This window comes from Pseudomonas sp. Con_6 (genome assembly GCF_059379395.1).
The window spans coordinates 2,778,629-2,802,076 of the sequence record NZ_CM182011.1; the positions used below are offsets into that span (position 1 = coordinate 2,778,629).

The window sequence follows — 23,448 nt, forward strand, 5'->3', positions numbered from 1 at the left end:
CGAAGGCCGCCACGGCGGGTAGAACGATCGGGAGCGCCGGGGGCGTCAGAGCGCGGCGGGTTTCTTCGGCGCGCGGGGTTTTTTCGCTGCCGCCGCCGGCTTGGCCGCTGGCGTCTTGCTACCCAAGGCTGGCGCCGGCTCGGCCTTTGGCTTGGCCGAGGCCGCGCGCGGCTTGCGCGGGGTGCTGGCCTTGGGTGCCAGGGCCTCGGCTTCGGCGAGCTTGCGCGCCATGTCCCAGTGGCGGTCTTCCTGGCCTTCCGGTTTGCCTTCCGATTCCCAGATCTGATATGCGAATTCGCGAATGCGTTTTTCCTCGACACTCATGGGTACGCTCCTGATGACTCGTTGTGATCGATGAAGAGATTCACCGGAAACTGATCCAGCGCGGTGTTCAGCCACAACTCTCTGTTTTTTGTGACTGCGCGCCGGTCGAAAAGTCCCGTGCAGTTTCCGGGCGAAACGGCGAACGGCAGCAGCACCCGCGTATCGCCCCAGTTCTGTGCCGGGATCAGCGGTTGCGCCGTGTTGCCGAGCAGGGGGCAGGCAAGGCGGGGAAGGATGACCACGGCGCGTTGGCCATCGTTGATACGGGCGAAGGCCAGGACCCGGTCGGCGTGTTGGCCTTCGATCTGCAGCGGCAGGTAGTCGCCGCGCAGGAACAGCTCGGGGAAGCGCTGGCGGCGTTCCAGCACCTGGGCGATCAGCGCCTGCTTGACCCGGCCGTCGCGCCAGTCGGCGAGCAGGGCGGCGGCGGACTGGCTGTCGTCCAGGGCCTGGCGCCGGGCCGCGAAGTCCACCGGGCGGCGGTTGTCCGGGTCGACCAGGCTGAAGTCCCAGAACTCGGCGCCCTGGTACAGGTCCGGCACGCCCGGAGCGGTCATGCGTAGCAGGGTTTGGGCCAGGCTGTTCAGCGCACCGGGACAGGCCAGGGCCTTGGCGGCCTCGGCGATGGAGTGGCGCAGTTGTTGGCACTGACTGTCGAGCAGGATGGTGTCGAGGAATGACGCGCAGGCCTGCTCATAGGTTTCGTTGGCCGCGCTCCAGCTGCTGCGCAGCTTGGCTTCGCGCAGCGCCTTGACCTGCCACTGGCGCAAGCGCTCGGCATAGCTGCGCAGGGCCAGGTGATCGTCGGCGGACAGGTCCAGCGGCCAGCTGCCGAGCAAGGTCTGGTAGAGCATCAGTTCGTCGCCGGCCGAGGGTGCTGGCCCGTCGGTGAGTGTCTGGCGCAGCGGCTCGGCCAGCTCGCGCCAGTGCTCGACGCGATTGGCGTACCAGTCGGGGCGCTCGCTGATGACCGCCAGGCGGGCTCGCATGTCCTCGCCCCGCTTGTGGTCGTGGGTGGCGGTGGCCAGCAGGTTGTCCGGGAAATCGCGCAGGCGCTGTTGGCAACTGTCGTGGAAGGCCTGCGGCGGGGCGCTGAAACGCTCGGCATCGAAACCGACATCGTTGCGTGAGAGCAGCACCGCCGAGCGATAGAAGGCGGTGTCCTCCACAGCCTTGGCGGCGGTGGGCGAGGTCAGTTGCTGGAAGCGCACACAGGCGTGGCGCAACTGTTTGCGCGGGCGACCCGGTGGCAGGCGTCGCCAGGATTCACCGCCGAGCCAGCGTTGCAGGTAGTCGAGAACCCCGGCATCGGCGTCGCCCAGACTGATCCGCGCCTGTTCCAGGGCTTGCTGGAAGAAGGCTTCGTCCTGTTCCGGCCGGCCGCAGGCATTGATATAGGTGCGGTACACCGGGTAGTGCTCGACCAGCGCCTGCAAGGCGCGGCGGATGGCGCCCAGCGTCAGGTCGCGGCTCATCAGGTCATTGCGCGCCACCTGCAGCAGGGCCTGGGCCACCGACTCGAAATCCCCGGCCAGGGTGCCTTGCAGCACCAGCTGGCGGGCCTGGCGTACCTCGTCGGCGAAGGCCGGGCGCTCGCTCAGGTCATGCCACAGCGCAGTCAGCTCCGCCTCGCCGGCGGGATCATGCTGCAGCAGCGAAACCTGGTTCATGAACTCGTAGCCGGTGGTGCCGTCCACCTGCCAGTCACGGTGCAGGCGTTCGCCAGCGCCGAGGATCTTCTCGACATAGATCGGCAGGTGCTCAAACGCTGCGTCCAGCGGCCGTCGGGCAAGCAGGGCAGTGGTGCGTCTGCGCAGCTTGCGGCAGTAGCCGCGCGGGTCGGCAAGGCCGTCGATATGGTCGATGCGCAGGCCGTCCACCAGGCCGCGGCCAATCAGCTCGAAGACCTTGCCGTGGGTGGCCTCGAACACCACCGGTTTCTCCACCCGCAGGCCGCCCAGTTCGTTGACGTCGAAAAAGCGCCGCCAGTTGATGTCGTCCGCCGCGGTGCGCCAGCTGGCCAGGCGGTAGTGCTGGCGTTCGAGCAGGGTGTGCAGGCGCTCGAAGCCCTCGGGATGGCGCGAGTTGAAGCCTTCCAGCAGCCGCTCCACATCCACCGCGTGCTGAGCATGCCGGGCAAAGCTGGCGAGCAGGTTGTGCAGCGGCTCGGCTTCGTCGGCCGTGCTGGCGGCGGCGAAGCGCCCGGCCAGTTCGCGCAGGTCGGCAAGCTGGCTGCCAGCAAGGATCAGCGCGTAGTCGGGCGGGCTGACCGGGAAGCGATGCTCATAGTGATGGACTACGAAGCGACCATTATCGGGATCGAAGCGCAGCGGGACCTCGCCGGCCTGCAGCACCTTGCCGTAGTCGTCGCCGAGGAACGGCAGCAGCAGTTGGCCCCGCAGCAACGGGTCGGGGGAGTGCCACTGGATATCGAAGAACTCGGCGTAGCGGCTGTTGCGGCCCCAGGCCAGCAGGTCCTGCCACCAGTGGTTGTGCTCGCCGCCCACCGCCATATGGTTGGAGACGATATCCAGCAGCAGGCCCATGCCGTGCTGGCGCAGGGCGGCGACCAGGCGCTCAAGTGCCGCCTCGCCGCCCAGCTCCGGGTTGACCCGGGTCGGGTCGACCACGTCGTAGCCGTGCATCGAGCCTGTGCGCGCTTCCAGCAGCGGCGAGGCATACACATGGCTGATACCGAGACGGGCGAAGTAGGGCACTAGCGGCACTGCGTCGTCGAGGGTGAAGCCGGCGTGGAATTGCAGGCGCAGGGTGGCGGTCATGGGCTTCATCGGTCGCGCTCCCAGGCCTGTTCACGGGCTTGCGCCAGCAGTTCCAGGCGCCGCGCGGCATCGACATCGTCGAGCAGTTCGCGGGCCGGCGCGGCGAAGCGCCGCCGCCAATTGGGATGGCCGTCGATGGTGCCGGGCAGATTGGGCTGTTCGTCCACTCCCAGCAGGTCTTCCAGTGGCAGCAGCACCAGCGGCGCGCGGGTGTGGCCGAGCAGGCGCACGCTGGCGTCCATCACTGCGTCGTTGTCCGGCAGGTCGTGGTGGTAGTTGCTTTCCAGCAATTGGCGAAGTCCCTTGATTTCGGCCTGGCGAGTCTCGCGCCAGTCCCGTTCGGTAATGGCGTCGATCAGCTTCAGGCGCTGGTTCCATTCGATGTCCCGCGCCACTAGCCAGCCGGCGAGGGGTGAAAGGTCGTGGGTGCTGGTAGTGGCCAGGGCGCTGTCCGGCCAGTCGAGGATCGGCTTGAAGCGCCCCGGCGGGTCCTGCTCGAACAGCAGCACACGCATGCCGAGGATGCCCCGCGCCGCCAGCTTGTCGCGCAGGCCCTCGGGCACGGTGCCGAGGTCTTCGCCGAGGATGATCGCGCGGTGGCGCACCGACTCCAGGGCCAGCAGGCGCAGCAAGTCGTCCAGCGGGTAATGCAGGTAGGCGCCGTCCGGCGCGGTGGCCCCGGCGGGGATCAGCCACAACCGGTACAGGCCCATGACATGGTCGATGCGCAGGCCCCCGGCATGGGCCAGGTTGGCCCGCAGCATCTCGATGAAGGCACGGAAGCCGTTGCGCTTCAGGCCTTGGGGCGAGAAGGCGCTGATGCCCCAGTTCTGCCCGGCGCGGTTGAGGATGTCTGGCGGTGCGCCAACATGCACCTCAGCCAGCAGTTCGTCCTGGCGGCTCCAGGCCTGGCTGCCGGCGCCGTCGGCACCCACCGCCAGGTCGGCGATCAGGCCCACCGCCATGCCCTGGCTGCGCGCGGCTTGTTGCACGCGTTCCAGGCCGCGGGTCATCAGCCACTGACAGAAGGCGTAGTACTCGATGGCGGCGGGGTAGTTGTCGGCGAACTGGGCAACTTCGGGGCTGCGCGGGTCGCGCCAGCCGTCATACCAGCGCCGCCAGTCGGCGCTGCTGCCGCGGCTGGCGGCAGCGTCGAGCAGGGCTTCGTAGCGGCAGTGGTCTTCCAGGGCCTGACCGCCGGCCTTGCGGAAGCTGGTGAAGTCCTCCCGCTGCGGGTGTTCGCCACGGCTGAAATCCCGGTACAGGGCGCGCAGCAGCTTCTGCTTGGCGGCGGCTGCCTGCGGCCAGTCGATCAGAGGCAATTGTTCGAGCTCGTCGACGGGTAGATCCAGCGCTTCCCGGGCCACCCGCACCGCGCGCTCGCCGAGGAGGATTTCCGGACTGGCGTACAACGCATTGAAGAACAGCCGGCTGGACGGCGAATAAGGGCTGAAGGTGTGGCTGTTGTTGGCAAACATGGCGTGCATCGGGCTGATCGCCAGGGCGTCGGCACCGCGTTCGGCGGCGCTGCGGGCCAGGGCTTCCAGGGCCAGGCAGTCGCCGAAGCCGCCGTCGCCGGGGCGGCGCAGGCTGTAGAGCTGGGCGGCGATGCCCCAGCTGCGTGGGGTGGCCTGTTGTTCTGCGTCGGCCAGGGTGTAGCAGCGCAGCGGGGCGACCGCGATGCTGAAGCTCTGCGCGTTGATGCTCAATTGGTGGTAGCCGATGGGCAGGCCGGCCGGCAGCACGCCGGAGCGGTCCAGGCGCAGGGCCTGTTCGCTGCCGTCTTCGAGGCGGGCGTGGCACAGGCTGCCGCCGTCGAACCAGCGCGACAGGTCGAGGCCGGCATCGATATCCACGGTCAGCAGGGGTGGCAGGTGCTGCTCGTCCTCGGCCTCTTCCAGTTGCTCCAGGCTGCGCTCGATGCTGTCCAGGTCGTCGGCAGGATGACCCAGGGCGCCGAGGATGCGCCTCAGGTTCTCGTCACTGACTTGCTGCGCGCGGCCGTTGGCATCGATCCAGTCCACCGCGACGCCGGCGCGTCGGGCCAGGTAATGCAGGTGCAGGTCACTCATGGGGCAGGCTCCGCTGCGCGGGTGGGGTTCAGGCTGACCCGGGCGCTGTACGGGTGCAGCGTGCCGGGTTGTTGCACTGCATCGGTGCAGTTGAACAGCGATTGATGGGCGTCCGGCAGGTGCGATTGCACCGGGGCCGGGCCGAGGTTGAGGTCGATGCGCAACTCGCGGCCATCGCCCAGGCGCCAGCGCGCGCTGACGGCCTTGTCGCCGATGACCTCGGCACCCAGGGCGCGAGTGCCGTCCAGGTGCGGAACGATGTGCTGGCGGCGCAGGGTCAGCAGGTGGCGATGGAAGTCCTCCCAGTTGCCACTATGGGCGTTGCGCCGGGGGCGCGAGTCGAGAAAGGTCTGCAATGCATTGGGATCGGGAATCCGCTCGCGCTGCTGCGGATCGGCAAAGGCCGCGAAGCCCTTGAACTCGGCGCGTCGGCCTTCGCGCACCGCGTCGGCCAGCTCGTCGTGGTGGTCGGTGAAGAACAGGAAGGGCTGTTCGCTGGCCCATTCGTCGCCCATGAACAGCAGCGGGATCATCGGCGACAGCAGCAACAGCGTGGTTGCCGCACGCAGGGCCTGGGGCGGGCACAGGGCCGAGAGGCGCTCGCCCAGGGCGCGGTTGCCGGTCTGGTCGTGGTTCTGCAGGAACAGCACGAAGGCACTGGGCGGTAGATGCGCGCTGGATTCACCGCGAGGCGTACCGTGGTGGCTGGTTTCGCCCTGGTAGACGAAGCCCTCGCCCAGGCAGCGGGCCAGACGCGCCGTGGGGTGCTGGAAGTCGGCGTAATAGCCTTCCTTTTCGCCGGTGAGCATGACGTGCAGGGTGTTGTGGCCGTCGTCGTTCCACTGGCCGTCAAAGGCTTGTTCCAGCAGCGAGGCCTGGTTCGCTTCGTTCTCCAGCACCAGCCAGCAATGGCGGTGGTCGCCGATGTGCTGGCGCACGGCACTGGACAGTGCACGGAGGAAGTCCGGGTCGTCGATGGCATGCACCGCGTCGAGGCGCAGGCCATCGAAGCGGTAGTCGCTGAGCCACATCAGGGCATTCTCGATAAAGAAGTCCCGTACCTCGTCGCGACGGAAGTCGATGGCTGCGCCCCACGGCGTCTGCCGGTCTTCACGGAAGAACCGGTCGGCATAGCGGTGCAGGTAGTTGCCGTCCGGGCCGAAGTGGTTGTAGACCACGTCCAGCATGACCATCAGGCCCAGGCCGTGGGCCTGGTCGATCAGCGCCATCAACTCGTCCGGGCTGCCGTAGCTGTGCTGCGGGGCAAATGGCAGCACGCCGTCATAACCCCAGTTGCGCTCCCCGGGAAACTGGTTGATCGGCATCAGCTCGATGGCGGTGATGCCCAGCTCGGCCAGGCGCGGCAGTTCGCGCATGACCCCGGCATAGCCGCCGAGCAGGCCGACATGCAGCTCCTGGATCACCGCTTCGCGCCAGGGCCGGCCGCGCCAGTGCGGATTACGCCAGTGATAACGCTGCGGCGCGACTACCTGGCTCGGGCCATGCACGCCTTGGGGCTGGAAGCGCGAGGCCGGGTCGGGCACCGACAGCTCGCCATCGATGCGATAGCGGTACAGGGCACCGAGGGGGCAGCGGCGATTCAGGCGAAACCAGCCATCGGCCTCGGGGCCCATGGCGAAGGTCGCGCCGTCCAGTTCGAGTTCGACGCTGCGGGCATCCGGTGCCCACAGCGAAAAGCGGGTGCGCTGGCCGTCTTCCACCAGCGCCCCGTGGCTGAAACGCAGGGGCAGTGCCGCCATGGCTCACCCCCGCTGGCACATGGCGCGTTCGACCAGTTCCTCGTACAGCCGGGCGTAGGGTTCGACCGCCTGGCACCAGTTGAAGGGTTGGGTCATGGCCAGGCAGCGCATGGCGTTGAGCAGGTCCTTCTTGCCGTAGACATAGAAGGCCCGTTGCAGCGCCTCGCGGTAGCTATCGACGGTGGATTCGTCGAAGAGGAAGCCGGTGACGCCGTTCTCGATGGTGTCGGCCAGGCCGCCGGTGTTGCGCGCCACCGGCAGCGAACCGAAGCGCTGCGCGTACATCTGGCTGAGACCGCAAGGCTCGTAGCGCGACGGCATGAGCAGGAAATCGCTGCCGGCGAACATGCGCCGGGCGTCGGTCTCGTTGAAGCCGATGCGCACGCCGATGCGGCCCGGATGACGCAGGGCCAGGTCGCGCATGGCCTGTTCTTCCTCCGGCTCGCCGCGGCCGATCACGCAGATCTGCCCGCCTTGCTGGACGATGTAGTCGGCCACACCCAGGGTCAGGTCCAGGCCCTTCTGGTAGACCAGGCGCGAGACCACGGCAAACAGGGGGCCGGTGGACGGCTCCAGGCCGAACAGGGCGCGTACCTCGTCGGCGTTGGCGGCCTTGCCGTCCCAGTCGTTGAGACCGAAACGGTGTTGCAGGTGCTCGTCGGTGGCGCAGTTCCAGCTTTCGTCGATGCCGTTGGGGATGCCGCTGAGCAGGCCCTGCTGGGCCTTGCTATCGAGGAAACCGTCCAGGCCGCAGCCGAACGCCGGGGTGGTGATCTCGCGGGCGTAGGTGGCGCTGACCGTGGTGATGTGGCTGGAGTAGGCCAGGCCGGCCTTGAGGAACGACAGCTTGCCGTAGAACTCCATGCCTTCCTGCTGCAGTGCATGGTCGGGGATCGCCAGTTCCGGGCAGCAGGCACGGCTGACCACGCCCTGGTAGGCGAGGTTGTGGATGGTGAACAGGGTCGGCGTGCTCAGGCCGCGCCAGTGCATGTAGGCCGGGGCCAGGCCGGCTGGCCAGTCGTGGGCGTGGATCAGGTCCGGGGTCCAGTGCACCATGCCTTCGCCGGCGGCGATTTCCGCAGCGGCCAGGCCCAGGCGGGCGAAGCGGATATGGTTGTCCGGCCAGTCGCGGCCGTTGTTGGCGCCGTAGGGAGTGCCTTCGCGCTGGTACAGCTCGGGGCAGATCAAGACGTAGATGACCAGGCCGTCGGGAAGGTCCATGCGCCCGATCTGGCAGGGTGGCAGGGCAGCGTGGCCACCGAGTTCGCCGACCACGTGGATGGGGTTGTCGCTGTCCATCACCTGCGGGTAGCCGGGGATCAGCACGCGCACGTCGTGCAAGTGGCGCAGGGCCCGGGGCAGGGCGGCGGAGACGTCGCCCAGGCCGCCGGTCTTGACCAGGTCGGCGATTTCCGAGGTGACGAACAGGACTTTGCGTTTGTGCCGGTTCTGCCTGTTATCGCCGACGAAGCCGCGGCCGGTGCTGACGATATCGCTGCCCACGGGGGCGCTGGTGTCTGGGTTGAAATGTTCGAAATGCGGTTCGACAGCGGCACTGATCATTTACTTCTCTCCGTCCCTTGTTCTTTGGGCGATACGCCCGAATGCGATGCCTGTGCGGTGTGCTCTCTTCTGTTTGTGCGGTATTGCGTCCCTGGCACCCGTGCAAGCGCTGCGCCAGACGGCGCTCCTGCCGTTGACGAGGTGACGAAGTGTAGGGATGGGCGGGCCGCGTCCGGGAATGCCGGAAACGATGACCTACTTGAATTCCTGACTGGCCGGGATCACGGAAGGTTCAAAGTTTTTCGCCGAGTGCTTCCGGGCGGAACCAGGCAGGATTCCTGAGTGTAGGAGAGGAGGGAATAAAAGGGTGACCCGTTGGTCACATTTCAATCTGAAGACAACGCGGTATCTGTTGTGGCTTTAGGATCAAAGGCGGGTGGTGCTGGTGCTGGTGATCGTGTGTTGATCCATTAGTGATGGCGACGCTGAGTCACCTTTTCGCCCCCCGGCGACCCACTTTTGAAAAGCGCAAAAGTGGGCAAAACGCTCATGCTCCTGCATCCGGCCCTACGCTTCGCTCCGGGTTCCTTCCTTCCGCACTGACTCCTGATGTCGCGGGCAGATCAAGAGCCAGATCAAAAGCAAAGCAAGAGCAAAAACCAGCGCAGCCACCACCATTCTGGAAAACACCATCGCCGGGCAAGAGCGCAGCGAATTGTGCTTTTGATCTTGATCTACCTGCGACATCAGGAGGCCGAGTGGAGCGCTGATGTAGGGGGTGGAGGGCCATGGATGGCGCGGCCCCCGGAATCAGTGCGGAGGGAGGGAACCCGTAGCGAAGCGAAGGGCCGGATGCAGGAGCGAAAGCGTTTTGCCCACTTTTGCGCTTTTCAAAAGTGGGTCGCCGTAAGGGCGAAAAGGTGACTCAGCGTCGCCATCGCAAATGGATCAACACACGATATCCAGCACCAGCACCAGCACCAGCACCAGCACCAGCACCAGCACCAGCACCAGCACCAGCACCAGCACAAACAGTTATCCCAGAATCGTGCGCATCTTCTCGCGCAACTGATCGATGCTGAACGGCTTGCTGATCATGTGCATGCCCTCGGGCACGTCAATGCTCTGCCCATAGCCACTGGCAAACAGGATGGGCAGCATCGGCCGCATCTCCCGGGTCTGCCGGGCCAGCTCCTTGCCGTCGATGCCCGGCAGGCCGACATCGGTCAGCATCAGGGCGAAATGTTCACCTGGATCGCCCAGCAATTGCAGCGCCTGCTCGGCGTCCTCGGCCTCCCTGACCTCGTATCCCAGTTCTTCGAGGACGTCGACCATCAGCATGCGCACGATGTTGTCGTCCTCGACGACCAGAAGCGGGGAAGTGGCGGGCATGGGTGACTCCTGCGGTAATGATTGGTACTAGCTCTGTAAACAGCACGGCGCCGGAAGTTCCCCGGCATCCCTGCGTGCAGCATAGCGGGCCGCGATAATGCACGGAACGAATGCGCGCGTCATGCCTCAAATACTGGCTTTGTGCCCTGTCGGAAGCCGCGAAGACGGATAGACTGTGAGCACAGCGCCGTTCCATCTGGCCTCCAAAGCGCCATTTCGGAACCACGAACCCAGAAAAACAACTGCCACTCTGCCGCACGGACCAACAGATGAATCAGTCAAGTTCAGTCGATCAGCAGCGTTTCCAGAAGCTGCTGGTACGCAACGTCAGCCTGCCCCTGGGAGTGGGGCTGCTGAGCGCCGTGGTGTTCATCGCGGTGATCGCGTACCTGCTTTCGGTGATCCAGTGGGTCGGGCATACCGACCGGGTGATCAACAATGCCAACGAGTCGCTCAAGCTTTCCATCGACAAGGAAACCGGCATGCGCGGCTACCTGCTCACCGGCGAGGCACATTTCCTCGACCCCTATGAGCTGGCCCGACCCCGCATCAACGCGCAGATGCAGACCTTGCGCGAGCTGGTGGCCGACAACCCGGTCCAGCTCGACCGCCTGCAACGTCTCGAAGCCCTGCAGGCCGACTGGAACGATTTCGCCAAGGAAATGATCGACCTGCGTCGCAGCGGCGGCGACTACCGCTCGGATATCGAGGCGGGCCGCGGCAAGCGCATTACTGACCAGATCCGCAAGGAATATGAGGACTTCGTCTATCTGGAGCAGCAACTGCGGGAAAAACGCAACCAAACGGTGAGCACCACCACCTGGATGTCGATTTCCCTGTACTTGCTGTTCGTCGTCGTCATCAGTGCGTTGCTGGCGTTCGTCGGCCGGCGTGACCTGCTCAACCTGTCGCGCAGCTACCAGGCCAATATCGACGCCCAGCAGCAGGCCAGCGAAGGGTTGCAGCAGCAGGCCTGGATCCGCATAGGGCAAAGCCAGTTGGCCGAGCGCGTGCTGGGCCAGCAGACCCTGCCGACCCTGGGCCACAACATCCTGCAGTTCTTCTCCAACTACCTGGGCAGCGTGGTCGCCGCGCTTTACGTGCGCGACGAGCAGGACAACCTGCACCGGGTCGCCAGCTACGGTTTCTCCCGCGAGCAGGAAGCCCGCGACCAGGTGCTGAGGCCCAACGAGGGCTTGGTGGGTCAGGCCCTTGTGCAGAATCGCCTGCTGACCCTCGATGACGTGCCGGAGGACTATTTCAAGGTCAGCTCTGGCCTCGGTGAGGGCCTGCCGCGCAGCGTGATGCTGATGCCGGCGACCAACGACGGGCAGGTCAACGGGATCATCGAACTGGGCTTCCTGCGCCCGCTGAGCCCGCGTGACAGCGAGTTGTTGGAGCGGGTCGCCGGCAACCTCGGCACCTCCATCGAGAGCGCGCGCTACCGCCAGCGCCTGCAGGAAGTGCTGGCCCAGACCCAGCAGCTCAACGAAGAGCTGCAGGTACAGCAGGAAGAGCTCAAGACCGCCAACGAGGAACTGGAAGAGCAGTCGCGGGTGCTCAAGGAGTCCCAGGCACATCTGGAAACCCAGCGCGCAGAACTGGAACAGACCAACGAACAACTGGCCGAACGCACCGAGGCCCTGGCCTCGCAGCGCGATGCCCTGGACGTGAAGAACACTGAACTGAACGACGCCCAGATGCAGTTGCAGGAGCGCGCCGAGGAGCTGCAGCGTTCCAGCAAGTACAAGTCGGAATTCCTCGCCAACATGTCCCACGAGCTGCGTACCCCGCTGAACAGCTCGCTGATCCTGGCCAAGCTGCTGGCGGAAAACCCTCAGGAAAACCTCAGCGACGAGCAGGTGAAGTTCGCCGAGTCGATCTATTCGGCGGGCAACGACCTGCTCAACCTGATCAACGACATCCTCGACATCGCCAAGGTCGAGGCCGGCAAGCTCGACGTGCGCGCCGAAACCACCCAGGTCTCGCGCCTGGCGGACGGCCTGCGGGCAATGTTCGAACCCCTGGCGGAGCACAAGGGCCTGAGTTTCGACGTGATCGTCGAGCCGCACGCACCGGCGACGCTGTACACCGACCGCCAACGCCTCGAGCAGATCCTCAAGAACCTGCTGTCCAACGCGGTGAAGTTCACCGAGCAGGGCCAGGTCAGCCTGACCGTGGACCACCAGCCCGGCGTCGGTATGATCTTCCATGTGCAGGACAGCGGCATCGGCATTGCCGCCGACCAGCAACAGACCATCTTCGAGGCCTTCCACCAGGCCGATGGCACCACCAACCGCCGCTATGGCGGCACCGGCCTGGGCCTGTCGATCTCCCGCGACCTGGCGCGTCTGCTCGGCGGGCAGATCCAGGTGCAGAGCACGCCAGGCCAAGGCAGTGTGTTCAGTCTGACCTTGCCGGAGGCCTACGAGCCAATCGTCGACCAGCCACCCCAGGCACCGCTGAACCGGCCGCAGCCGCTGCCACGCATCGCCCCGCGTCCGGCACCGATCGAGGACGCGCCGGTGCCCCTGCCAACAAGGCGTCCGGCCTTCGACGACGACCGGCAAAAGGCGCCGTTCAGCAACCGCTGCATCCTGGTGATCGAGGACGAGCCGAACTTTGCCCGCATCCTCTTCGATCTGGCGCACGAGCTGGGCTACAACTGCCTGGTGGCGCATGCCGCCGATGACGGTTTCGAGCTGGCCGAGCGCTTCGTGCCCGACGCCATCCTGCTGGACATGCGCCTGCCCGATCACTCTGGCCTGACCGTGCTGCAACGCCTCAAGGAGCAGACCACCACCCGGCATATCCCGGTACATGTGATCTCGGTCGAGGACCGCATCGAGACCGCGCTGCACATGGGCGCGGTGGGCTATGTGGTCAAGCCCACCAGCCGCGATGAGCTGAAATCGGTGTTCGCTCGCCTCGAAGAGAAGCTGACGCAGAAGCTCAAGCACATTCTCCTGGTGGAAGACGACGACCTGCAGCGCGAGAGCATTGCCCGGCTGATCGGCGACGATGACGTGCAGATTACCGCCGTGGCCACCGCGCAGGAGGCTCTGGCGTTGCTCAAGACGCATGTCTACGACTGCATGGTGATCGACTTCAAGTTGCCGGACATGCCCGGCAACGAGCTGCTCAAGCGCATGACCGTTGACCAGATCCAGTCCTTCCCGCCGGTGATCGTCTACACCGGGCGCAACCTGAGCCGCGACGAAGAGGCCGAGCTGCTCAAGTATTCGCGCTCGATCATCATCAAGGGCGCCCGCTCGCCCGAGCGCCTGCTGGACGAAGTGACGCTGTTCCTGCACAAAGTCGAATCGACGCTGTCCCATGAAAGACAGCGCATGCTCAGGACCGCGCGCAGCCGCGACAAGGTCTTCGAGGGGCGCAAGATCCTGCTGGTGGACGACGATGTGCGCAACATCTTCGCGCTGACCAGCGCTCTGGAACACAAGGGCGCCCTGGTGGAGATCGCGCGCAATGGCCGCGAGTCCATCGAGCGCCTGGAGGAGGGCGGTGATATCGACCTGGTGCTGATGGATGTGATGATGCCGGAGATGGATGGCTTCGAGGCGACCCGCCTGATCCGCAAGGATCCGCGCTGGCGCAAGCTGCCGATCATCGCCGTCACCGCCAAGGCGATGAAGGACGACCAGGAGCGTTGCCTGCAGGCCGGGGCCAATGACTACCTGGCCAAGCCGATCGACCTCGATCGGCTGTTCTCCCTGATCCGCGTATGGCTGCCACAACTGGAGCGAATTTGACTAGCGAGCGTAATACCGACATCGAGATCCGATTGCTGATCGAGGCCATCTACCTCAAGTACAGCTACGATTTTCGCGACTACTCCGGCGCTTCGATCAAGCGCCGGATCCTGCATGCCGTGCGCCAGTTCGAGTGCGCGACCATCACCGCCCTGCAGGAGCGGGTGCTGCACGACCCGGGTATGTTCAGCCAGTTGCTGCAGTACCTGACCATCCCGGTCAGCGAGATGTTTCGCGACCCCAGCCATTTTCTCGCAGTGCGCCGCGAGGTGGTGCCGCACCTGAAGACCTGGCCGTCGATCAAGATCTGGATCGCCGGCTGCAGCACGGGCGAGGAGGTGTACTCCATGGCCATCCTGCTGCGCGAGGAAGGCCTGCTGGAGCGCACCATCCTCTATGCCACCGACATCAACCCCAACTCGCTGGAAAAGGCCAAGCAGGGCATCTATTCGATGCAGGCGATGCGCGACTACGAGCGCAACTACATCGCCGCCGGCGGCACCCGTGATTTCAGCGACTACTACACCTGCGCCTACGGCAACGCCATCCTCGACGGCAGCCTGCGCGACAACGTGACCTTCGCCGACCACAGCCTGGCCACCGACAGCGTATTCTCCGAGGTGCAACTGGTGTCGTGCCGCAACGTGCTGATCTACTTCAACAAGGACCTGCAGGACCGCTCCTTCGGGCTGTTTCACGAGTCGCTGTGCCATCGCGGCTTCCTCGTGCTGGGCAGCAAGGAAACCCTGGACTTTTCCGCCTACGCCCACCGTTTCGAAGCGCTGGTCAAGCCGGAACGGATCTACCGCAAGCTATGAAGCGCATCGACGCGATCGTCATGGGCGCCTCTGCCGGAGGCGTCAACGCACTGCTTTCTGTGATGAGCTGCCTGCCCCGGGATTTCTCCATCCCGCTGATCTGCGTGCTGCACCTGCCGGACGACCACGACAGCCAGTTGGCCGAGGTCTTTGCCCGCCGGCTGCGTCGCCCTGTTCGCGAGGCGCGGGACAAGGAAAGCATCGAGCCTGGCATGATCTATGTCGCCGGGCCCGGCTATCACCTGTCGGTGGAGCGTGACCACAGCCTGTCCCTGAGCCAGGAGGAGCGGGTGCACTTTTCCCGGCCTTCGATCGATATCCTCTTCGAGTCCGCCGCCGACGCCTATGGCCCGGCCCTGGCCGGGGTGCTGCTGACCGGGGCCAACGAAGATGGCGCCGCCGGCCTGGCACGAATCAGCCAGCTGGGTGGTCTGAGCATCGTCCAGGACCCGGCCCAGGCCCAGGTCTCGGCCATGCCCGCTGCGGCACTGGCCCTGCACCGTCCCGACCATGTACTCCCTTTGAATGGCATCGGGCATTTGCTCGCCAAGCTGGAATCACACGAATGTTGAGCCACATCCAAGCCAAGCTGCTGATCGTCGACGATCTCCCGGAGAACCTGTTGGCGCTCGAAGCGCTGATCAAGGGCGACGACCGAGCGGTGTACCAGGCGAGCTCCGCCGACCAGGCCCTGTCGCTGCTGCTGGAGCACGAATTCGCCCTGGCCATCCTCGACGTGCAGATGCCCGGCATGAACGGCTTCGAGCTGGCCGAACTGATGCGTGGCACGGAGAAGACCAAGCACATCCCCATCGTCTTCGTCAGCGCTGCAGCGCGGGAGATGAACTATGCCTTCAAGGGCTACGAAAGCGGTGCGGTGGACTTCCTGCACAAGCCCCTCGATACCCTCGCGGTGAAGAGCAAGGTCACCGTGTTCGTCGAACTGTATCGCCAGCGCAAGGCCCTCGACCGGCAGTTGCACGCGCTGGAGCGCAGCCAGCAGGAACAGCAGCAGTTGCTGGAGCAGTTGCAGGCGGCTCGCGCCGATCTGGAGCGTGCGGTGCGCATGCGCGACGACTTCATGTCCATTGTCTCCCATGAGGTGCGCACGCCGCTCAACGGCCTGATCCTGGAAACCCAGCTGCGCAAGCTGCACCTGGCCAAGGACAATGCCGACGCCTTCACCCTGGACAAGATGCGGGCGATGGTCGAGCGCGACGAACGCCAGATCAACAGCCTGATCCGCCTGATCGAGGACATGCTGGATGTCTCGCGCATCCGCACCGGCAAGCTGTCCATCAGTCCGTCGCGCTTCGATCTGGCGCAACTGGCAGGGCGCCTGGTGGAGAACTTCGCCGCCCAGGCTGCGGCGGCCGGTTCGGTCATCGACCTGGAGTGCCAGGCCGGGGTAGCGGGCTTCTGGGATGAGTTCCGTATCGAGCAGGTGATCGCCAACCTGCTCAGCAACGCCCTGCGCTACGGGCGCAAGCAACCGGTGCAGGTGCGGGTGCGGGAAGATAACGGCATGGCCTGCGTCGAAGTGCGCGACCAGGGCATCGGTATCAGCCCGGAGAATCAGCAGCGTATTTTCCAGCAGTTCGAGCGGGTGACTTCGAACCACAGCGTCGCCGGACTGGGCTTGGGCCTGTATATCTCCGAGCAGATCGTCCTTGCCCATGGCGGGCGCATCAGCGTGGCCAGCGCCGAAGGCGAGGGTGCCACATTCCGCGTGCACCTGCCGCTGGTATGCGAAATGCATGAAAGCGATGAAAGTGGTCGCCCGCAGGCAACCTCTGTGTAAGCCCGGGGTCGTATGGTCATTACCCCCGAACGAATTCGAATCAAGGCGTTGGCATGAGCGTAGATGCACAAGATGTGGTACTGGTCGTCGAAGACGAGCCGGTCATCCGTATGGTCCTCAATGATTACCTGTCGGGCGAGGGTTATCGCGTGCTGCTCGCTGAAGACGGCGCGCAAGCGTTCGAGATCCTCGCCAGCAAGCCGCATCTGGACCTGATGGTCACCGACTTCCGTCTGCCCGGGGGCATTTCCGGAGTCGATATCGCCGAGCCGGCGGTGAAGTTGCGACCGGACCTGAAGGTGATCTTCATCAGCGGCTACCCGGCGGAAATCCGCGAATCCGGTAGCCCTATCGCCTTCCGCGCGCCGATCCTGGCCAAGCCGTTCGACCTCGACAGCCTGCGCGAGCAGATTCAAGCACTATTGCGCTGAAATTTCATACAGATCGGCGTTACTCCTCCCATATCCGGCGTTTTTGCCGGGTGATCCCATCGGTTCCTTGTTCTCCCCAAACAAGGAACCGTCATGCCTCAGAAACCCATCCTCCAATTCGGCCTGTTCTTCGATGGCACTGGCCTCAACCTGTACAACAGCGAGCAAGGCGCCGGGCAGCCCGGTGCCAGCGGCAGCTATGCCATGGGCAAGAGCAACGTGGCGCGGCTGTTCGCGCTGTACCGGCAGGTGCCGGGTGCCAGCCTGGCGTTGTACATCGAAGGCATCGGCACGGCCCGGGGTGAGGCCGATGCCCTGCTGACCCAGGCTACCGGGCGCGGCACCTGCGGTGTGGCAGCGCGGGTGGCTCAGGTGCCGGCGCAGGTGAGTGAAATGCTGCGCGGGTTTCTCGCCGAGCATCCGCAAGCCGTGGGTGCGCCCATCGAACTCGACCTGTTCGGCTTCAGCCGCGGTGCCGCGGCGGTGCGGCATCTGCTCAATGATCTCACTGCGCTGCAGGCAGCCTGCGACGGCCATCCGCTGCGGGTCAACTTCGTCGGTCTGTTCGATACCGTGGCCAGCATCATGGCGCCGCTCAAGGGCAACTTCAGTGCCGCCAATGCCGACTTCGACGGTTTGCGCCTGCAATTGCGCCCGCAGATGGCACGGCACATCGTGCACCTGGTAGCGGCGGATGAGCGTCGCTTGAATTTTCCCTTGGTGGCTGGTGTTGCCGACCTGGCCGTGCCGGGGGATCACTGTGATATCGGGGGTGGCTACAGGGCTGAGGAACAGGAGGCGCTGGTGCTGGAGCGGCCATTCAGCAGCACCGAACTGGCAACCCGGGCGCTGGAAAGGACACAGGCCTGGCAGCAAGCCAGCGAATGCCTGGAACGGCGGCGGGAGCAATGGCAGGCGCTGGGGCTGGAGGTGTGGCTGGAGCATGAAAGCAATGCTTTGCCGTTCCTGCCCAAGCGCGATATCCAGCGGGAAAAGCGTGTGCGGGTGAGCATTCGTGGCCAGCGCCAGGTGCGTGGCGAGCTTTCGCTGGTGTACCTGCGACTGATGCATGGGCTGGCGGTCAAGGCCAGCGTGCCTTTCGACGAGGTGCAGGACGTTCTGCCAGAGGAACTGCAGGGGGTTGCCGCGAAGCTCGTGGCCGGCGATGTTGGACTGGAACCCGCAGAACTGGCCCTGTTGCGGCGGCGCTACATCCATCTCTCGGCGAACTGGAATGCGCCGTTGCAGTCCGACAGCCCATTGCTCGATGCGCTGTTCATCAACCGGCCAACGACTGATGGCGTTCGGGTGGTCCATCCCAATCCCTGAAACCAGTGTTGCCTGTGCCGGCCTCATCGCGGGCAACGCCCGCGATGAGGCCGTAACTGTCACACCTCAAGCCGCAGAGCTGACACAAGCCGGCAAGGTCCGCTCGATCGCCCCCAGCAACATGCTTTCCATCAACGCCAGCCGCTGCACCTCCGGCACGGCAGTGTTCTGCAGCCAGCCCGGCAGGCTGTTGAGCAGGCTCGCCACCACCTGCGCGGCGGCCTCCAGGGTGTCACCGTTCAGGCGCGTGACGGGGGCGATCAGGTCCAGCAACCGCCGCTCGTATTCACGACGCATCCCGGCGATCTGTGCCTGCTGCTCCTCGCTCAGGCAACACAGGTCGCGTTCGGCAAGACGGAACTGCAACGGCCTCTCAGCATGCAGCTCCCAGTGCGCCCGGATCACCGCCGCCAGGCGCATCGAAGCGGCCTTGCCCCGGCCCGCCGGCTGCACGGTCGCCAGTAACTCCTCGTAGAGTTCTTCGATCAGGTCGAACAACAGATGCTGCTTGCTCGGAAAATGATGGTACAGCGAGCCGGCGGTCAGCCCCACATGGGCCGCCAGCTCGCGCATGCTGACCTGGCCGAAACCCTTGAGCGCGAAGAGTTCGAGGGCCTTGTCGCGACGGTCTTCATAGTCGGCGCAGCGTTCGGCGCAGGTCTTTGGCATGGCGGCTTACCCGTAGACGTGGAAACCGCGGCCGCTCTTGCGGCCCAGGTAACCGGCCGCAACCATCTCCTTGAGCAGCGGAGCCGGGCGGTACTTGCTGTCGTTGAAGCCCTCGTGGAAGGCTTCGATGATCGCCAGCAGGGTGTCCAGGCCGATCAGGTCGGCCAGGGCCAGCGGGCCGATCGGCTGGTTGCAGCCCAGGCGCATGCCGGTGTCGATGTCCTCGGCGCTGGCCAGGCCTTCCTGAAGCACGAAGATCGCTTCGTTGATCATCGGTACCAGGATTCGGTTGACCACGAAGCCCGGACGGTTGCCGGCGGTGATCGCGGTCTTGCCGACCTGACCGGTCAGGGCCATGGCTGCGGCGTAGGTCGCGTCGCTGGTCTGCAGGCCGCGAATCACCTCGACCAGGGCCATCATCGGCACCGGGTTGAAGAAGTGCACGCCGATGAAGCGCTCGGGCTGGCTGATGGCCGCGCCCAGCTGGGTCACCGACAACGACGAGGTGTTGGTAGCGATCACGCAGGTTTCGCTGACGTTGGCCGCCACTTGCTGGAGGATGCGTTTCTTCAGCTCCAGGTTCTCGGTGGCCGCTTCGATCACCAGTTCGGCGTCTTTCAACTGCGCGTAATCGGTGCTGGTGCGGATGCGTCCGGCCGCAGCTTCAGCCTGGGCGGCTTCCAGGGTCTGCTTGCTGACCTGGCGCTCCAGATTCTTGCGCAGGGTGGCCACGCCACGCTCCAGCGCGGCATCGGACACATCGATCAGGGTCACCTGGTAACCGGCGACCGCACACACCTGGGCGATGCCGTTGCCCATGGTCCCGGCGCCGATCACGGCGATATTGGCAATGCTCATTGGGTTATTCCTCAAGCGCGTTCGAACAGGACGGCGATACCCTGGCCGCCGCCGATGCACATGGTCGCCAGGGCGTAGCGACCCTGGATGCGTTGCAGTTCATGGATGGCCTTGGTGGCGATGATCGCGCCGGTGGCGCCCACCGGGTGACCGAGGGAAATGCCGGAGCCGTTGGGGTTGACCTTCTCCGGGTCGAAGCCGAGCAGCTTGGACACGGCGCAGGCCTGGGCGGCGAAGGCTTCGTTGGATTCGATGACATCGAGGTCGGCGACGCTGATGCCGGCCTTGGCCAGCACCTTCTGGGTCGCCGGCACCGGGCCCAGGCCCATCAGCTCGGGCTCGACGCCAGCATGGGCGTAGGCCACCAGGCGCGCCAGCGGCTTCAGCCCTTCGCGCTCGACCATCGCCCCGGTCGCCAGGACCAGCGCCGCGGCGCCGTCGTTCAGGCCGCTGGCGTTGCCGGCGGTGACGCTGCCGTCCTTCTTGAACGCAGTCTTCATGCCGGCCAGCTGTTCGCTGCTGACTTCGCCACGCACATGCTCGTCCACCTTGAACTGCACCGGGCCTTTGCGACCTGGAACCTCGATGGCGACGATCTGGCTGTCGAAGCGGCCTTCGGCGATAGCGCGGGCAGCACGTTGCTGGCTGGTGATCGCGACTTCGTCCTGCATCTCGCGGCTGATGCCGTGCCTGGCCGCGACGTTTTCCGCGGTGATGCCCATGTGGAAGCCTTCGAACGGGTCGTGCAGGATGCCCAGCATGTAGTCGATGCTCTTCATGTCGCCCATGCGCGCGCCCCAGCGGGCCTGGGTCAGCAGGTAGGGGCCGCGGCTCATGGCTTCGGCGCCGGCGGCCAGCACGGCTTCGGCGTCGCCCAGTTGCAGGGTCTGCGCAGCCGAGACGATGGCCTGCAGGCCGGAACCGCACAGGCGGTTGACGTTGAAGGCCGGCGTTTCCTTGGGAATGCCGGCATTCATCGCGGCGACACGGCCCAGGTAGGCATCACGGGCCTCGGTCGGGATCACGTTGCCCATCACCACATGGCCGATCTGCTCCGGGGCGACGCCAGAGCGTTCGATAGCGGCGCGGGTGACCTGGGTGGCGAGATCGGCAAGCGGCAGGTCCTTGAGCGAACCACCGAAGGTGCCAATGGGCGAGCGCACGGCGCTGACTACATAGATATCGTTGCTGTTCATGATCCACTCCAATGGGCGAAGGCGTGGCGGGGCACCTCCCGCTCTGCGAGAATGGCGCCCGGTCACGCCCAGGTTGTCTGCGAGTCTAGGCAACGCGGGTTTGCCGGCCTATGCCTTAACTGTCCAGCCTGCCTGTCATTTTTTGCAATGCAGGCCGGCCCTTGCGGAACTGCCATGCGGGAAAACGATTCGGTCGCGGTCTATTTCGTCCACATCATGCTTTACGCCCTGCGCGATCAGCCTGCCCGGGCCACAGCGCTATTGCGTCAGGCCGGTATCGATCCTGTGGTGCTTGACGATAGCAGCGCGCGGGTGCCAGCGACGGCCTTCGCGCGGCTGTGGCTGATCCTGATCGAAGCCCTCGACGACGAGTTCTTCCAGCTCGACAGCCATGGCATGCCCCTGGGCAGCTTCGCCCTGATCTGTCGCGGACTGATCCAGGAGCCCACGCTGGAAAAAGCCCTGCGCCAGTGCCTGGGCTATTTCAGCCTGTTCCTCCGTGACCTGCGCGGCAGCCTCAGTCTGCGCGGGCAACGGGCGGTGATCAGCCTGCAGTCGGACATCGCCGACCCACAGCGCCGGGTCTATGCCGAAGAAACCCTGCTGGTGCTGGTAATCAGCCTGCTGTGCTGGCTAGGCGGGCGGCGCATTGCGATTGACCGTACCGAACTGACCGATGCGCGGGTGCGCCTGGAAGACGATGCCTTGCTGTGGGGGCCGAACCTGCAACTGGGCAGCGGGCGTACCGAGGTGGAGTTTTCCGCCGACTACCTGAAATTGCCAGTGGTGCAGGACCTGGGAGCGCTGAAGACTTTCCTGCGCAGCGCCCCGCAAGGGCTGGTGGTGCGCTGGCGCAACCAGAACGGCCTGGCGGCGCGGGTCTGGCGGCACCTGCGCCAGCGTGAATACGACCAGTGGCCGACCTTGCTGGGGCTGGCGGGGGAGGTGGGGCTGAGTCCGAGCAGTTTCCGTCGGCAACTGGAGCGCGAAGGCTGCTCGTTCCAGCAGATCAAGGACGAGGTGCGCCGGGCCATGGCCTTCGAATGCCTGCGCGACAGCGACCTCAGCGTCGCCGAGATCGCCGCGCAGACTGGTTTCCAGGAGCCCAGTGCGTTCCACCGGGCGTTCAAGAAATGGACCGGGGAAAGTCCTGGCAGCTACCGCCAGCGGCTGACCGCTGTTTAAGCGGGGACCATGGCGAAGCCGACGCCGAAGCGGTTCCAGGCGTTGATGGTGGCGATGGCCAGGGTCAGGTTGACCACTTCGCTTTCCGAGAAGTGTTCCATCAGGGCTTCGTACTGGTGCTGGGGGGCGTGTTTTTCCGGCAGGCGTGTCAGGCTTTCGACCCAGGCCAGGGCGGCTTTCTCTCGTGGGGTGAAGTAGGTGGTGTCGGCCCAGACGCTGAGGGTCTGCAGGCGCGCCTCGGTCTCGCCGGCCTTGCGGGCGTCGTTGGCGTGCAGGTTGACACAGTAGGCGCAGCCGTTGATCTGTGAGGCGCGCAGACGGATCAGTTCCAGCAGCGAGTGTTCCAGGCCGGACTTCACCATGGCCTGTTCCAGGCCGATCATGGCTTTGTAGGCTTCGGGTGCGTGTTTGGCCCATTCGATTCGGGTGGTCATGGCGGGTGCTCCGTAGTGGTGGGGGAATGGAGGACACCTTAAGCGGGGAGATCGCTGGATCGAATAGCCAATTCCGGGAGATTTCGGGAGGCCAATCGATTATCTGCGCCAGTACCGGCCTCATCGCGGGCAGCGCCCGCTCCCACAGGGTTCGGTGTCGCCGCGGACATTGTAGGAGCGGGCGTTGCCCGCGATGAGGCCCCAGTGGGAGGATCAATCAGGCTTCTGCCCGCACCTCGCACAACCCCGCCAGCAGATCGCGCAACGCCAAACCATCCTCATCCAGCCCGGCCCGTGCATACAGCGCCAGCTCCAGCCCGTCGACCGGCGCAAATCCCTCTTCCCGCCCCAGCACGCGATGCCCCGGCAGCACACACCGCGCCGGAATCAGGCTCACCCCAAGCCCCGCACTCACTGCCGCTCCAAGCCCCGCCAGGCTGGTACTGGAATAGCTGATCCGCCAGGCCCGCCCGCTGCTTTCCAGGGCATGGATCATCTCCTGCCGATACAGCGCCCCCACTGGAAACACCACCAGCGGTAACGGTTCCTCCGCCACCATGCCCCGCGCGCTGCACACCCAGGACAGCGGTTCTGGCCAGCGGGCATGGGCGTCGCGGTCGGCGCCCCACTGTTTGACCAGGAGGATGTCCAGCTCGCCATTGCGGTACAGGTGCAGCAGCGGATTGCTCAACCCGCTTTCCACCTCCAGGCGCAAATGCGGACGCTCACCGATGAAGCCGCGCAGGGCCTCGGTCAGCAACTCCCCGGCCAGATCCTCAGGCGCCCCCAGGCGCAGGGCGGTCTGCGCTTGAGCCGGGCTCATGGCCTGCCGGGCCTCCTCTTCCAGACGCAGGATGCGCCGCGCATAACCCAGTAGCCGCTCCCCGGCGTCGGTCGGCCACACCTGGCGCTGGCTGCGGTCCAGCAAACGGGCGCCGACATTCTGTTCCAGGCGAATGATCTGCTGGCTGACGGTGGACTGGGTCAGGTGCAGGCGCTCGCCGGCGCGGGTGAAGTTGCCGGTTTCCACCACGGTGACGAAGGCGCGGAGCAGGAGTGGGTCAAGCATGCGTAAATCCACTGATATGCATGAAATCAATTAATTTCATGCTACACCCGCCGCCCG

At 65.4% G+C, this 23,448-nt stretch carries 18 protein-coding genes; 7 read left to right on the plus strand and 11 right to left on the minus strand.

The window, feature by feature from the left end:
• Positions 1-45 precede the first annotated feature (45 nt).
• The 6 genes from AC5QPF_RS12425 to AC5QPF_RS12450 all read right to left on the minus strand — a co-directional run bounded on the left by AC5QPF_RS12425 (position 46) and on the right by AC5QPF_RS12450 (position 9,831).
• Positions 46-324, minus strand: a complete 279-nt coding sequence (locus tag AC5QPF_RS12425; protein WP_494963489.1) for a DUF2934 domain-containing protein — start codon at positions 322-324, stop codon at positions 46-48.
• A complete protein-coding gene (locus tag AC5QPF_RS12430; RefSeq protein ID WP_494963490.1) occupies positions 321-3,113 on the minus strand; it encodes a malto-oligosyltrehalose synthase in 2,793 nt (930 codons plus the stop codon). Before AC5QPF_RS12430 ends, AC5QPF_RS12425 begins: the two co-directional genes overlap by 4 nt.
• Complete coding sequence (gene malQ / locus AC5QPF_RS12435) at positions 3,110-5,176, minus strand: 4-alpha-glucanotransferase (protein WP_494963491.1); 2,067 nt, start codon at positions 5,174-5,176, stop codon at positions 3,110-3,112. The genes AC5QPF_RS12430 and malQ overlap by 4 nt, the downstream gene beginning before the upstream one ends.
• The gene (gene treZ, locus AC5QPF_RS12440; RefSeq protein WP_494963492.1) at positions 5,173-6,936 is read right to left on the minus strand and encodes a malto-oligosyltrehalose trehalohydrolase; all 1,764 of its coding nucleotides are present in this window, start codon (positions 6,934-6,936) and stop codon (positions 5,173-5,175) included. The genes malQ and treZ overlap by 4 nt, the downstream gene beginning before the upstream one ends.
• Positions 6,937-6,939: 3 nt before the next feature.
• Complete coding sequence (gene glgA / locus AC5QPF_RS12445) at positions 6,940-8,499, minus strand: glycogen synthase GlgA (RefSeq protein WP_494963493.1); 1,560 nt, start codon at positions 8,497-8,499, stop codon at positions 6,940-6,942.
• 975 nt (positions 8,500-9,474) lie between these two features.
• Positions 9,475-9,831, minus strand: a complete 357-nt coding sequence (locus AC5QPF_RS12450; RefSeq protein WP_494963494.1) for a response regulator — start codon at positions 9,829-9,831, stop codon at positions 9,475-9,477.
• 269 nt (positions 9,832-10,100) lie between these two features.
• Between AC5QPF_RS12450 and AC5QPF_RS12455 the strand changes: the two genes are divergently transcribed.
• The 6 genes from AC5QPF_RS12455 to AC5QPF_RS12480 all read left to right on the plus strand — a co-directional run bounded on the left by AC5QPF_RS12455 (position 10,101) and on the right by AC5QPF_RS12480 (position 17,980).
• Entirely contained in the window at positions 10,101-13,601 is a 3,501-nt protein-coding gene (locus tag AC5QPF_RS12455; protein ID WP_494963495.1) for a response regulator, read from the plus strand.
• Positions 13,574-14,419 (plus strand): CheR family methyltransferase, encoded by an 846-nt coding sequence (locus AC5QPF_RS12460; RefSeq protein WP_494963496.1) that lies wholly within the window; start codon positions 13,574-13,576, stop codon positions 14,417-14,419. Before AC5QPF_RS12455 ends, AC5QPF_RS12460 begins: the two co-directional genes overlap by 28 nt.
• Positions 14,416-14,991 carry a chemotaxis protein CheB gene (locus AC5QPF_RS12465; protein ID WP_494963497.1) on the plus strand — a complete coding sequence of 192 codons (576 nt, stop codon included), beginning with the start codon at positions 14,416-14,418 and terminating at the stop codon, positions 14,989-14,991. The genes AC5QPF_RS12460 and AC5QPF_RS12465 overlap by 4 nt, the downstream gene beginning before the upstream one ends.
• Positions 14,985-16,220 carry an ATP-binding protein gene (locus tag AC5QPF_RS12470; protein ID WP_494963498.1) on the plus strand — a complete coding sequence of 412 codons (1,236 nt, stop codon included), beginning with the start codon at positions 14,985-14,987 and terminating at the stop codon, positions 16,218-16,220. The genes AC5QPF_RS12465 and AC5QPF_RS12470 overlap by 7 nt, the downstream gene beginning before the upstream one ends.
• 53 nt (positions 16,221-16,273) lie before the next feature.
• A complete protein-coding gene (locus tag AC5QPF_RS12475) occupies positions 16,274-16,651 on the plus strand; it encodes a response regulator (protein ID WP_494963499.1) in 378 nt (125 codons plus the stop codon).
• A 93-nt stretch (positions 16,652-16,744) separates the two neighbouring features.
• Positions 16,745-17,980 (plus strand): phospholipase effector Tle1 domain-containing protein, encoded by a 1,236-nt coding sequence (locus AC5QPF_RS12480; RefSeq protein ID WP_494963500.1) that lies wholly within the window; start codon positions 16,745-16,747, stop codon positions 17,978-17,980.
• Between the two features lie 66 nt (positions 17,981-18,046).
• Here the strand turns inward: AC5QPF_RS12480 and AC5QPF_RS12485 are convergent, their stop codons facing one another.
• The 3 genes from AC5QPF_RS12485 to AC5QPF_RS12495 are packed head-to-tail and all read right to left on the minus strand — an operon-like array spanning position 18,047 to position 20,703.
• Positions 18,047-18,649: a TetR family transcriptional regulator gene (locus AC5QPF_RS12485; RefSeq protein ID WP_494963501.1), complete on the minus strand. Its 603-nt coding sequence runs from the start codon at positions 18,647-18,649 to the stop codon at positions 18,047-18,049.
• A gap of 6 nt (positions 18,650-18,655) precedes the next feature.
• Positions 18,656-19,507, minus strand: a complete 852-nt coding sequence (locus AC5QPF_RS12490; protein ID WP_494963502.1) for a 3-hydroxybutyryl-CoA dehydrogenase — start codon at positions 19,505-19,507, stop codon at positions 18,656-18,658.
• An 11-nt stretch (positions 19,508-19,518) separates the two neighbouring features.
• Positions 19,519-20,703 carry a beta-ketothiolase BktB gene (locus AC5QPF_RS12495; RefSeq protein WP_494963503.1) on the minus strand — a complete coding sequence of 395 codons (1,185 nt, stop codon included), beginning with the start codon at positions 20,701-20,703 and terminating at the stop codon, positions 19,519-19,521.
• Between the two features lie 174 nt (positions 20,704-20,877).
• Between AC5QPF_RS12495 and AC5QPF_RS12500 the strand changes: the two genes are divergently transcribed.
• Positions 20,878-21,888, plus strand: a complete 1,011-nt coding sequence (locus AC5QPF_RS12500) for an AraC family transcriptional regulator ligand-binding domain-containing protein (protein WP_494963504.1) — start codon at positions 20,878-20,880, stop codon at positions 21,886-21,888.
• Here the strand turns inward: AC5QPF_RS12500 and AC5QPF_RS12505 are convergent.
• A complete protein-coding gene (locus AC5QPF_RS12505; protein WP_494963505.1) occupies positions 21,885-22,322 on the minus strand; it encodes a carboxymuconolactone decarboxylase family protein in 438 nt (145 codons plus the stop codon). The genes AC5QPF_RS12500 and AC5QPF_RS12505 overlap by 4 nt on opposite strands.
• A 217-nt stretch (positions 22,323-22,539) precedes the next feature.
• Positions 22,540-23,391 carry a LysR substrate-binding domain-containing protein gene (locus tag AC5QPF_RS12510; protein ID WP_494963506.1) on the minus strand — a complete coding sequence of 284 codons (852 nt, stop codon included), beginning with the start codon at positions 23,389-23,391 and terminating at the stop codon, positions 22,540-22,542.
• Positions 23,392-23,448 lie beyond the last annotated feature (57 nt).